This is a genomic window from Paenibacillus sp. FSL K6-1330 (assembly GCF_037976825.1).
Taxonomy (GTDB): domain Bacteria; phylum Bacillota; class Bacilli; order Paenibacillales; family Paenibacillaceae; genus Paenibacillus_AQ.
On sequence record NZ_CP150269.1, the window covers coordinates 1,435,386 to 1,447,523 of the forward strand.

General features: G+C 54.1%; 13 protein-coding genes. 11 read left to right on the plus strand and 2 right to left on the minus strand.

The window, feature by feature from the left end; genetic code table 11:
• The first annotated feature begins 3 nt into the window (after positions 1-3).
• Together NYE54_RS06285 and NYE54_RS06290 are read left to right on the plus strand one after the other, a co-directional pair.
• Positions 4-1,137, plus strand: coding sequence for an SGNH/GDSL hydrolase family protein (locus NYE54_RS06285; RefSeq protein WP_339270859.1), 1,134 nt, complete (start codon positions 4-6; stop codon positions 1,135-1,137).
• 403 nt (positions 1,138-1,540) lie between these two features.
• Positions 1,541-2,119: an SEC-C domain-containing protein gene (locus tag NYE54_RS06290; protein ID WP_339270861.1), complete on the plus strand. Its 579-nt coding sequence runs from the start codon at positions 1,541-1,543 to the stop codon at positions 2,117-2,119.
• Positions 2,120-2,255: 136 nt separating this feature from the next.
• Here NYE54_RS06290 and NYE54_RS06295 read toward each other — a convergent pair whose 3' ends face one another.
• Positions 2,256-2,702 (minus strand): hypothetical protein, encoded by a 447-nt coding sequence (locus NYE54_RS06295; RefSeq protein WP_339270863.1) that lies wholly within the window; start codon positions 2,700-2,702, stop codon positions 2,256-2,258.
• Positions 2,703-2,892: 190 nt separating this feature from the next.
• Positions 2,893-3,435, minus strand: a complete 543-nt coding sequence (locus NYE54_RS06300; RefSeq protein WP_339270864.1) for a GNAT family N-acetyltransferase — start codon at positions 3,433-3,435, stop codon at positions 2,893-2,895.
• Between the two features lie 266 nt (positions 3,436-3,701).
• On the opposite strand from NYE54_RS06300, the gene NYE54_RS06305 reads away from it, so the two are divergent.
• The 9 genes from NYE54_RS06305 to NYE54_RS06345 all read left to right on the plus strand — a co-directional run bounded on the left by NYE54_RS06305 (position 3,702) and on the right by NYE54_RS06345 (position 12,127).
• Positions 3,702-4,580, plus strand: coding sequence for a LysR family transcriptional regulator (locus tag NYE54_RS06305; protein WP_339270866.1), 879 nt, complete (start codon positions 3,702-3,704; stop codon positions 4,578-4,580).
• 139 nt (positions 4,581-4,719) lie between these two features.
• Complete coding sequence (locus NYE54_RS06310) at positions 4,720-5,556, plus strand: transporter substrate-binding domain-containing protein (protein ID WP_339270868.1); 837 nt, start codon at positions 4,720-4,722, stop codon at positions 5,554-5,556.
• 32 nt (positions 5,557-5,588) lie between these two features.
• On the plus strand, positions 5,589-6,374 hold the full coding sequence (locus NYE54_RS06315) for an amino acid ABC transporter permease (RefSeq protein ID WP_339270870.1): 786 nt from the start codon (positions 5,589-5,591) through the stop codon (positions 6,372-6,374).
• A complete protein-coding gene (locus tag NYE54_RS06320; protein ID WP_339270872.1) occupies positions 6,371-7,081 on the plus strand; it encodes an amino acid ABC transporter permease in 711 nt (236 codons plus the stop codon). Before NYE54_RS06315 ends, NYE54_RS06320 begins: the two co-directional genes overlap by 4 nt.
• Positions 7,078-7,830 carry an amino acid ABC transporter ATP-binding protein gene (locus NYE54_RS06325; RefSeq protein ID WP_076322761.1) on the plus strand — a complete coding sequence of 251 codons (753 nt, stop codon included), beginning with the start codon at positions 7,078-7,080 and terminating at the stop codon, positions 7,828-7,830. Before NYE54_RS06320 ends, NYE54_RS06325 begins: the two co-directional genes overlap by 4 nt.
• A gap of 13 nt (positions 7,831-7,843) precedes the next feature.
• Complete coding sequence (locus tag NYE54_RS06330) at positions 7,844-8,860, plus strand: LLM class flavin-dependent oxidoreductase (protein WP_339270874.1); 1,017 nt, start codon at positions 7,844-7,846, stop codon at positions 8,858-8,860.
• A gap of 43 nt (positions 8,861-8,903) precedes the next feature.
• Complete coding sequence (locus NYE54_RS06335) at positions 8,904-10,121, plus strand: M20 peptidase aminoacylase family protein (protein ID WP_339270876.1); 1,218 nt, start codon at positions 8,904-8,906, stop codon at positions 10,119-10,121.
• 164 nt (positions 10,122-10,285) lie between these two features.
• The gene (locus NYE54_RS06340; RefSeq protein WP_339270877.1) at positions 10,286-10,753 is read left to right on the plus strand and encodes a DinB family protein; all 468 of its coding nucleotides are present in this window, start codon (positions 10,286-10,288) and stop codon (positions 10,751-10,753) included.
• Between the two features lie 36 nt (positions 10,754-10,789).
• The gene (locus tag NYE54_RS06345; RefSeq protein WP_339270879.1) at positions 10,790-12,127 is read left to right on the plus strand and encodes an LLM class flavin-dependent oxidoreductase; all 1,338 of its coding nucleotides are present in this window, start codon (positions 10,790-10,792) and stop codon (positions 12,125-12,127) included.
• Positions 12,128-12,138 lie beyond the last annotated feature (11 nt).

A 12,138-nucleotide genomic window follows, 5' to 3' on the forward strand; every position in this document is an offset into this window, starting at 1 on the left:
ATTGTGCAGAACCGAATTCCTGAACCTGAGAAGGTATCCCCTTATCAGTTGGATCAGAACATGAAGATCGAGAACCATGGAGCGGACGAACGGATATGGTATTCCCCCCAGAGGGGGCCGTTTCAGGTATCCGGATTTGGCTGGTTCCACACAGAACGCATATATCGCAGACTGCCTTCGGTACCGGATGTTTATATCCGACCTGAGGTGGATGCGTTAGCGAACTGCACATCGGGCGGTCAGATCCGCTTTCGCACGAATTCGCGGAGCGTGTCGGTCCGCGTGCGTCTGACCGCAGGATCCGGCATGTACCACATGCCGCCAACGGGGGAGTGCGGCGTCGATGCGTATATCGGCGGCCCCGGCCATTGGCTGCATGCGGGAACGGCTCGATTTCAGGCTGGTCAGGTGGAGTATGAGAGCAGCATCTTTGATTCCGGGACAAGCGAGGCACGGTCGTTCCTCCTGAATATGCCCTTGTACCAGGGCGTCGAAGAGATATGGATTGGACTTGAACCAGGGGCCGAGGTTTGGGCACCGGAATCCTATGATTCTTCCAAAAAAGTGATTGTATACGGAACATCCATTACGCAAGGCGGATGCGCGTCACGGCCCGGCATGTCGTATACAAACATCTTAAGCCGCAGGTTTCATCTGGAGTTTATCAATTTGGGTTTCTCGGGCAACGGAAAAGGGGAGTCGGAGCTTGCGATACTGGCGGCTCAAATTCCGGAACCCGCATGTCTCGTCATTGATTACGAGGGTAACGCCGGGAGCACTGAGTCTTATCGACAGACCTTGCCTCTATATATCGAGACTTACCGCAAGGTTCATCCGGAGGTTCCCATCATCTTGATATCCCGCATCCGCCATGGAGCCGAGTCGTTCAAGCCGGAGATTCTCGAAGGGCGGCTTGCGCGGAAGAAGTTCCAGATGGATCTTATCCGGCAGCTGACCGAGGCGGGAGATCATAACCTAACGTTCGTCGATGGATCGGATTGGTTAGGTGATGATCCCGGGGAAACGACGGTTGACGGGGTTCATCCGACGGACCTCGGCTTCAAGCTGATGGCGGACCGGCTTGAGCCTGTGCTCAGGCAAGTGATTGGCGATAGTGCATCTGCAGCAGGGCGATAAGGCAGTCAACAGGTTCAAATGTTAGCGTATGGGTGAAGTAACGTAAACGCAATGAAATCGAAATCTGTGACCATTGGGCCAGGCCAATGAGCCTTAAGGCGCGGATCTATGGAATCTTTACCAAAAATGGTACAAGTCTATTATAGGTTCTAACAAATTTGTTACATCCTACTTGCGTTATGACGATAATATAGAATAATATGAAGGGGCGCGGCTTTCATAGAGGGGACCCGCGCTTTTTTGCTATCTAACTTGCCTGGACACCTTCTTATCGGAAGCCCCCCCTGTAAGAGAGTGTTATGACGCGGAAGGCCGGCATGCCTTAAGGGTTTACAGGCTTGAGATGCGCATTTTCATATTTTCCATGTATAATAGAAGAAATCATTCAAATAGGAGCTAGGAAATGAAAAAGCTAGGAAGAAACGATCTATGTCACTGCGGAAGCGGGAAAAAGTACAAAAGATGTTGTCTTGAAAAAGATGAACGCACGGTATACGGTAAAGTCATCCAGTTCCCTGGTGCGAGAGCAGAAGAGCCTAAGCTGCAGGTCGATCAATTGCGTCAGATGATTAACGACAAGCTGGGATGGATGGACTGGAACGCTGATGAGCATCGCGAGCTTGCCGAGTCTGTGTTTCCTCAGATCTGCCGGGATTATGAGCTGCAGGATGATCAGCAGCTGTTTCAAGTGTTCAGCCTCCTGATGGTCTGGAACAGCTTCTCCAGAGAAGCCAATCCGAAGTACCGTAAACAGGGCGGATATGCAAGTGCGTTGGAATATATAGTAACTTCATCGCTGAACATTTCAACAACGAAGTCCGATATCGCGAAGAAGCATGAGGTTTCCGTTGCTACGTTGACCCGCAACAGCGGTCAGATTCAAGACTTCATGGATGGCGTAGCGGCATCCGGTGACGACGCAAACGTCGAGGATGAGGAAACCGATAGCGAAGTGGACAAGGACTTGTCCCTGGGACGCTAGCATTGCCAAATGAAGATCCATAGCATGAGTGCGGCATTTGCGCATTCGGTATCATAGCGTGACCGCTCCTATTCAAGTGGGGCGGTCATTTTGCGTTTATCCATAATCGACGTTTTCGCAAGGCTGCTTTCCCGATCTAGGCGGAGGCTCCGCGTGAACCCGTCAGCAGCCAGCCTAATGCAATACCATACAGTAGATGACCGGCCAGCCAGAACAGAAGAGCAGCGAGGTCAGATAACTCCGGTGTACGGTCAGACAAAATGGTGGTCAGATACAGGAGAAGCCCTACGGCCAAACAGACCAGGGAGACCCAAGACAAGCTTCGCCAGCGGGTCCAATTCTTCTGCTTCAGAAAGACAGCCAGAGCGATGCTCAGCAGGACGGAGATGATGAGGTGCAGCGCAAACTCGATAATTTCGGAGAGCTTCAGCTCATTCAGGACAGGTACGTAGTCAATGTTTAGGAGCAGCGTGTAAACCTTCAATGAGGTGAAATGCTCTACGATTTTTAGGAACAGCCCGAGGAGAATGCCGGCGGTGATGCCAGCCCATACTGGCCTGTTCAACCTGAATTTACTCCACATGAGCGACGCCCCCTTTTTTGTTCATTGTATAATACCTGTCGATCCGATGCGAAACGAATATTCGCTGTACAACATTGGAACGAATCGAGCGAATACGATGGCAGGCATAAATGTACATATAAAAAATAACCGGACTCATCCCCTCAATGCAGGAGAAGATGTCCGGTTATTCGTATTTTAGCCTGTTATTTCACACGGCGCTTTGCAGCAGCAGGGAGCCGGGCAGTTCGATCCGGTATCCTTTGACAAGATGTTCGCCGTTAAACGTATCCGTATCATATGCCCGCTCAAAGCCAAGCCGCTCATAGAGTTTCACCGCAGAGGCCATCATGTCGGAGGTATGAAGATTCAGCGTGGTTGCGCCGAGCTGGATCGATCTGCGGGCAGCCTCTTGAATCAGAAGCGTGGCGATGCCGCGTCCCCGGGAACCCGGAGATACGGCTAGAAGGCGAATAATGGGCGAGTGAATCCCCATTTCCGGTTTTCCGTAAGCGGCCTCCGAGGAGAGGAAGAGCTGGACGCTGCCCACGATTTCCCCGTCAAGCTCGGCGACGATCCGCGCATGCGGCGCATGGCTGTACGCGGAATTCCTGATGGAATCCCGATATTCCTCCCATCGCTCCGTAGACAGATCGAAGGCATACTGCTGATAGGATTCCAGCATTATAGCAGCAACAGCCTCTCGTTCCCACTCATGAGCATCCCGTATGATCACTTCCTGCATTGAATTCATCGTTACCACTCCTTTTTTAGGTCATTACAGTTTCAGAGGATACGGTCATATCCTGATAAGGTGAGATTAGTATAGCAGCTTATTCCCATTAAACACATTGGAAAACAAATTTATTAATGCTGTCATTAAAAAAATCTATATGCATATTTGGATTGACAATAATTTGCCAACTGCCTAAGATAAGGATAATTTATAAGGAAATTGCGGTCCTAAAACCATCTATATTCATTGGAATAGTGAGTATAATGATGTCCGGAGGTGTTAGTTTGAACATCGAAAATATCGAGGCCTTTGTCTACATCAATCATTACGGCAGCTTCAATAAGGCGGCAGACGTCCTGTTTCTGTCCCAGCCGACGGTGACCGCACGCATCCAGTCACTGGAGAGAGAGCTCGATTGCAGGCTGTTCGACCGTTTGGGTAAACAGATTCATCTGACCGACAAAGGCAAACAATTCCTCCCTTATGCCCAGCAGATCCTCCAAACCTTTCAAAAAGGAAAGCACCATCTTCAATCGAAAGCTTCCATGCCCAATGAGCTCAGAATCGGAAGCACCGTTTCGGTATCCAATTACTTAATGCCTTATCTGCTTATGGTGCTCAACCGCCGGTTTCCCGAGATGAACTTCAAGTTGACAACAGGTCCGACGGAAGAGCTGGCCGGCAAGCTCTCGTCCAAGGATATCGATCTGGCTTTCGTCCGCAAGCTGATGAATCCGGCGTTTCAATCCTATCCCTTTTTCGAGGACCCCATCCGCTTGTATGTATATAAGGATCATCCGCTCGCTGCTGCCGGGAGAGCCTCCATTCGGGATATCCGGCGCGAGACGCTGGTCTTCTTCGAGTGCGGTTCATTGGACTGGTTGCGGATTCAACGGGTATTCGAGAGTCTGGAACAGCCGCCGAACATCGTGTTTCAGGTTGATAATTCCGAGACGGCGAAGAAGCTCGTGCTGGGGCGGGCGGGGATCTGCTTTCTACCGGGCCTTTGCGCTCAGCAGGAGGTAGCCGAGGGAAGCCTGATTCCCGTGGATATAGCCGAAACGGCAGGCATTTCCCTGCAAACCCATCTCATCTCCTTGAACGGACAGAATAATGAGTTTCTGGATTCTTTGCTGGAGCTCGGTCGGGAATTGTCCTATTGATGATTTGCATGGATGAATAGAAAAACTCTATTAGACGCGTTCCCCAAATCGCGGTAAAGTTAGTGACAACATAATTCTTACTAAATCTATAGGAATTATTTATTTGTGGATGGGGACAAGATCGAAAGGGGATGAGGTCGTGAAGAAATCAATCGTAGCAGCTGTTGTCATCGCATTGGCAGGGGTGATCGTCGGATGCGGAGCAGACACGAAGAGCGGAGAAGCGAAGAAGGACAGCAAGGTCAACGCAGCGGAAGGAAAAGTAACGAAGATTGTTGTCGGCACGGGCACGGCCTTCCCGAGAATTTGCTTTATTGACGAGAATGGTAAGCTGACCGGCTTTGACGTTGAGCTGGTGCGGGAGATCGATAAACGTTTGCCGGAATATGAGTTCGAGCTGCAGATCCAGGAGTTCTCCAATCTGCTGCTGAGCCTGGAAACGAGGAAAATTGATTTTGTAGCTCACCAGATGGAGAAGAATCCGGAGCGAACGGAAAAGTATCTGTTCAATAAAGAGCCGTACGCCCATTGGCGAAATAAAATCATCGTCTCTAAGGAGAACGACTCCATTCAATCGCTGGATGATTTGAAGGGGAAAAAGGTGCTGACCGGTGCAACCAGTGCGGCTGCACAGATTCTGGAAAACTACAACAAGAACAATCACGATGCGATCCATATTGTCTATCAGAACGGTGCGGCGAATGATACCGTAAGCCAGATTACGACAGGCCGGGTGGTTGCAACCGTTGGGGCGGACTTTACGCTGCCGCTGATCGATCCGCAAGGAAAGCTGAAAACAACGGGTGATCACCTGTCGGAGGCCGATATTCTGTTCGTATTCCGCAAAGACGACCCGGACAGCCAGAAGCTGTCGGATGCGGTTGACGATGCGATCAGGGAGCTTAAATCGGATGGAACGCTGACTAAGCTGAGCAAGGAATGGCTGGGAGACGACTTTACGTCGTCGAATCCATGATGAGATAACCATGCAAGAAGGGAGAAGGATTCATGGGTGCACCGTTCGATTTCTCGTATGTGCTTAGCTTTTTGGCTAAACTCTTGTCGACCTTAGGCGTCACGCTGCTGATCGTGGCAGGCTCTCTGCTGGTGGGGATCGTTGTCGGATTTCTGGTTGCCCTTCCCCGCCTGTACCGGATTCCGGTGCTGAACGCGTTTGCCAAGGTGTACATTTCGTTCTTCAGGGGAACGCCGATCCTGATCCAGCTCTTCTTGTTCTATTATGGTCTGCCGGAGATCCTGAAGCTTGTTCATATCGACATGTCCCGGGCGCCTGTCATGGTATTCGTGATCTTGACCTACGGGCTTCATACCGGAGCCTTCATGTCGGAGATGATCCGGGCCTCGGTAACGGCGGTGGACAGAGGTCAGGTAGAGGCGGCGTATGCCATGGGGATGAAAGGACATCAAGCCTTCCTTCGGATCGTCCTCCCCCAGGCGCTCGCGATCGCCGTTCCGGTATTTTCGAATATGGTGATTGCCCTGCTGAAGGATACTTCACTGGCGTTCACCCTCGGGCTTATGGAGATGACGGGAAAAGCGCAAACTCTAGGCAATATCACCCAGCATTTTATCGAGGCCTATCTGGCGCTGGCTTTCATCTATCTTGTCATCAGCTTTACGCTGGAGAAACTGCTGCTGCGTGCGGAATGGCGTCTGATGCGCCATGAGGTACCGGAGTCGGCAGCCCGTGAAAGATTCCGTATGCAAAAGAAAGGGGCCTACCGCCGCATCATCGCCGGAATGAGACCTGATAAAGGAGGAGCGGAGCTGTGAAAATCGATCCATCCTTCATATGGACGGCATTCGTAAACTTGCTGTCCGCGATCCCGACAACGCTGTTGATCACCGCCGTATCGGTTACGGCAGGATTTATGATCGGGCTGATCGCGGCGTTTGTCAGGATCTATAAAGTGCCGGTGCTCAGCCAGATCGCTGCAGCCTACGTGACCTTTATCCGGGGTACTCCCATGCTGACGCATCTTCTGCTGATCTATTTCGGGCTGCCGGTGCTGGTGGATGCGCTGTCCGCACAGATGGAGTGGGGCTATAAGTCATCCTCCATTCCGATGATCTGGTTCGCGTTCCTATCGTTCTCGATTACGGCAGGCGCGTATATGTCGGAAGTGATCCGCTCGGGCCTGCTCGCGGTAAACCGGGGGCAGCTGGAGGCAGCTTATTCAATCGGCATGACGACGTGGCAGGCGCTGCGCAGGATCGTATTCCCCCAAGCCTTGGCCGTCAGCCTACCAAACCTGTCCAATTCGGTCATCGGCATGCTTCACGGCTCGACCTTGGCATTTACCGTGTCGGTTGTGGACATTAACGCGCAGGCACAGATCGTGGCATCGACCAATTGGAAGTTCTTCGAATCCTACCTGGCCGCGGCAGCTATTTTCTGGGGGCTTACACTCCTCATCGAAAGACTGACCGCAGTCATCGAGAAACGAATCAATCTCTACAATCGGGGGGGCGTCGCATGATTCAACTGACCGATATTTCAAAGTCCTACGGCAAGAACGCGGTGCTGAAATCGATTGATCTGACGGTAAACAAAGGGGAAGTGGTGGTGATCCTGGGGCCGAGCGGTTCGGGCAAAACCACGCTGCTGCGCTGCGTGAACTATCTCGAGAAGCCGAATGGCGGCGAGATTGCCATCGGTGATTACCGCCTCGATTGCAAGCGGGCCACGAAGAAGGAAATTCATGACCTCCGCCAGCGATCGGCCATGGTGTTTCAGCAGTACAATCTGTTCAAACACAAGACCGCGATCGAGAACGTGATGGAAGGCCTGGTCGTCGTCAAAAAAATGCCGAAGGCCGAGGCGAGGGAGAGAAGTATCGCCCTGCTCGAAAAGGTCGGTCTGGCCGATAAGCTGGATGCCTATCCGAGTCAGCTCTCGGGCGGGCAGCAGCAGCGGGTGGGCATTGCCAGGGCATTGGCCCTGGAGCCGGAGGTGATCCTGTTCGATGAGCCGACGTCGGCGCTCGACCCGGAGCTGGTGGGCGAGGTGCTTGCGGTGATTCGCAAAATCGCGAAGGAAGGGATCACCATGATCGTGGTGACGCATGAGATGGGCTTCGCGAGGGATGTGGCGAATCACGTCGTGTTCATGGACGAAGGCGTGATTGTGGAGCAGGGGACTCCGTCCGAGCTGTTCCATCATCCGCGGGAAGAACGAACCAAGCAGTTCCTGAAGCGGATCACGCCTGAGCTTAACTACAGCATTTAGGAGGTCAACCAATATGGGGATTACGATAAGCGTGCTTGACCAAAGTCCAATATATCCGGGCGAAACGGCAGCGGAGGCGTTCACGCATACCGTGCAGCTTGCTCAAAAGTCAGAGGAGCTTGGCTTCCGGCGCTTCTGGGTATCCGAGCACCACGATTCGGACCAAGTAGCAGGGTCTTCGCCGGAAGTGCTCATTTCTTACCTGTTAGCTAAAACCCAAACCATTCGCGTGGGTTCCGGCGGCGTCATGCTGCAGCATTACAGTCCTTATAAGGTAGCGGAGAATTTCAACGTGCTGGCCGCGCTCGCGCCGGGACGCGTGGATCTGGGCATCGGGCGCGCGCCTGGCGGGTTGCCGCGCAGCACGCAGGCGCTGCAGCGGGGCGTGCAGGAGCAGGAGTCGTTAACTGATAAGATCGTCGAGCTTAGCCAATTTGTGCATAACACGCTGGAAGAGGATCATCCGCTCGCCGGGCTGCGTGCCGCTCCGCTGCCGGAGACCGCCCCCGAGCTGTACGTGCTGGGGGCCAGCGCAGGCAGCGCGGAAATTGCGGCCGGACTCGGCCTGCCCTATGTGTTCTCCCTCTTCATCAACGGGGAGGAATCCGCGGCGTTGGAAGCCATTCGTGTTTACCGAAGCACGTTTGACTACTCCCATGGCAGGGAACCGGAAATTCTTGTTGCACTGTCCGTAATCGTGGCTGATACGGAGGCGGAAGCGGCGGAGCTGGCAGGGGCGCTGAAGCTGGTGAAGATTCATTTGGCCAGCGGCCGGACGCTGGCACTGGGGACAAGGGAACAGGCCGAAGAATTCGGACGCCAGGCAGGCGAGCCGTACACGATCGAGGAACAGGAGCCGTTCATCACCAAAGGTACGAAGGAGACCGTGCGTGAACAGCTGCTCCGGCTTCAACAGGCTTCGGGCGTTGATGAAATCATCGTCACCAGTAATATCCAGCCCTTTGCCAAGCGAATCCGCTCATTCGAGCTGCTGAGCGAGGCGTTGGCTGAGGTTCCTGCCGAAGCGTAATGGAATCGGTCATAGGTACGTGACTATTTAGGAGGTTTTACGAATGCCAAGCCATGTTTTATCCACGGATATAGACATCCATCGATTTATTGAGATCCGGCGCCATCTGCACCGGTACCCGGAGCTGTCGAACGAGGAGTTCGAAACGACGCGGCTGATTAGGGGCTGGCTCGAGGAAGCCGGGATACGGGTCACGGAGTTTCCGCTCGCCACAGGCGTAATCGCCGAGGTCGGTGGACTTCAAGAGGGGCCGATCATTGCGCTGCGGGCGGATATCGACGCCCTGCCGATCCAGGAAGAGACAGGGCTTCCGTATGCCTCGACGATTCCCGGTAAAATGCATGCCTGCGGGCACGATTTTCACACCGCTGCCCTAATCGGGACGGCGTATGCCCTGAAGAAGCGGGAGCAGGAGCTGAAAGGAACCGTGCGGCTGATCTTTCAGCCGGCCGAGGAGAAAGCCAAGGGAGCGAGGCAGGTCATCGACAGCGGGGCACTCGAAGGCGTGCAGGCGATCTTCGGCATGCATAACAAGCCGGACCTGCCTGTAGGGACCATCGGCATTAAGGAGGGCCCGCTGATGGCCGCCGCCGACGGCTTCGTGGTTGAAGTGGCGGGCAAGGGGTCCCATGCGGCCGTGCCGGAAGCGGGCCTTGACCCGATCGTGACCGCATCGCATATCATTACGGCGCTCCAGTCGATCATAAGCCGGAATGTGAGCCCTCTGAAGAGCGCCGTCATCAGTGTCACGAAGCTGCACAGCGGGACCGCCTGGAATGTGATCCCGGATAAAGCGCTGCTGGAAGGGACCATACGCACCTTCGATGACGACGTCAGACTGCAGGTGCTTGAACGATTCGGCCAGGTGGTTCAAGGCGTGGCCGCAGCTTTCGGAACGACGGCTGTCGTACGCTGGATCGAGGGACCGCCGCCGGTCCATAATGACCGCAAGCTGGCGGAGCTCGGTTATGTCGCTACTGCCGAAGCGGGATATGAGGCGGTGATACCGGTTCCTTCGCCGGCCGGGGAGGATTTTGCGGTGTACCAGCGTGAGGTTCCCGGGTTGTTTGTTTTCATGGGGACGGCAGGCACGCAGGAGTGGCACCATCCGGCGTTTGATCTGGATGAGCGGGCGATTCAGGTCAGCATCGATTTCTTCACGAGGCTGGCGGAGCGGGCACTCAGGCATTACAACTCCGGCGGGGAGACTTCGCTATTGTTATCACCATCACCATCACCATCACCATCACCATCGCCTTAAGGAGTTCCTTCTGTCGCTGTCATTCGAAAGGAAGCACCGATTCATGTTTCAAGCATTATCGTTATAAGGCCCCGAACATGAACCGCAGTGCGATGTGAAGGGCAGCTTCTTGTTGTTGTTTATATCGGGAGAGTCATTATCGAGTTTGTATTGGAGGAGATCGAATGAGTGAGTTCCCTATCGAAGCCTTTGTTAATACGCATGATCAGCTGCTGGCCGCCGTTGCTGGCCTTAGCGAGGATCAACTCCAATGGAAGCAGGCACCGCATATATGGAGCATACAGGAGGTGCTCTCCCATCTGGTGGATCACAGCATCGTGATCTCGTTCCGGATTCGGGACATTCTGGCCGGGACAACGGTCCAACTGCCTGCGTTCAATCAGGATGCCTGGGTCAACGGCCAATATTCGAACGAAGGCAGAGCCGCGGATATTTTGGAAGCATTCCGGGCGCTGCTGCACTACAACAGTTTGCTGCTTCGCCGCTTGAGCGCAGCCGATACGATCAAAACCGGCATCAATTTCAAAGGGGAGACCGTCAGCGTTTCGGATATCGTCAGCGGGTTTACCCGCCACGTACAGAATCATCTCGGACAGATCGAACGCATTAAACTGGCTGCAGCTCCCGTGTGAGCAGATGACGCTAAGATCGATAAGGAGGAAAGGAATATGGCAAAGCAAAGACCATTGAAATTAGGGGCGCTCCTGCACGGCGTGGGCGGAGGGACCTCCATGTGGCGGCATCCGGATGCGCAGCCTGACGCAAGCGTTAATTTTGAACTGTATAAGCAGTGGGTTCAGAAAGCCGAGGAAGGCAGATTCGATCTGATCTTCATTGCGGACGGCTTGTATATCAACGAAAAATCGATCCCGCATTTTCTGAACCGCTTTGAGCCGATCACCATACTGAGCGCCCTGGCCGCCGTCAGCCAAAACATCGGTCTTGTCGGTACGTTATCCACCTCGTACAGCGAGCCGTTCACCGTGGCCCGTCAGTTCGCGTCGCTCGACAAGATCAGCAACGGACGCGCAGGCTGGAACATCGTCACCTCTCCGCTGGAGGGCTCAGCCCTAAATTACGGCAAGAAGGAGCATCCGGAGCACGATAAGCGATACCGGATTGCAACGGAGTATTTGGAGGTTGCCCGGGGATTATGGGATTCCTGGGAGGATGATGCCTTCGTGCGGAATAAGGAGACGGGGGTCTTCTTCGATCCCGAGAAAATGCACACGCTGAATCACGAAGGCGAGTTCTTCTCCGTGAAGGGGCCGCTGAACATCGCCCGTTCCAAGCAGGGACAGCCGGTCATCTTTCAAGCGGGATCGTCCGAGGTCGGCAAGAACTATGCCTCAAAGGAAGCTGATGCGGTATTTACCGGTCATGAGTCTGTGGAGGATGCGGCAGCCTTTTATCAGGACGTGAAGTCGCGGGCGGCTGGTTTCGGCCGGAATCCGGATGAAGTGCTGATCTTTCCCGGAATCAGCCCGATTATCGGAAGTACGGCCGAAGAGGCCGAGCGCAAATATGAGGAGATAGCCAGTCTGGTGACCATCGAGAATGCCCTGGATTATCTCGGCCGCTTCTTCGAGCATCACGATTTCTCGCAGTATCCGCTGGATGAGCCGTTCCCTGAGCTGGGCGACCTGGGCAAGAACAGCTTCCAGAGCGGTACCGACAAAATCAAAAGGGACGCTAAAGAGAAGGGGCTGACGCTCCGGCAAGTGGCACTGCAGTCGGCCACGCCTCGCGGCGGGTTTATCGGCACGCCGGAGCAGGTAGCAGACAAGATCCAGGCTTGGTTCGAAGCAGGCGCAGCCGACGGCTTCATGATTACTGCGGCGGTGCCGAACGGGCTGGAGGATTTTGTGGACCATGTCGTCCCGCTTCTGCAGGAGAGAGGCATCTACAGAACCGAGTACGAGAGCGACACGCTGCGCGGCAATTTGGGCTTGCCAGTGCCCGAGAACCGGTACAGCAAGGATCAGGCAGTTGCTGTCCGTTCCTAATAGGGAGCGGT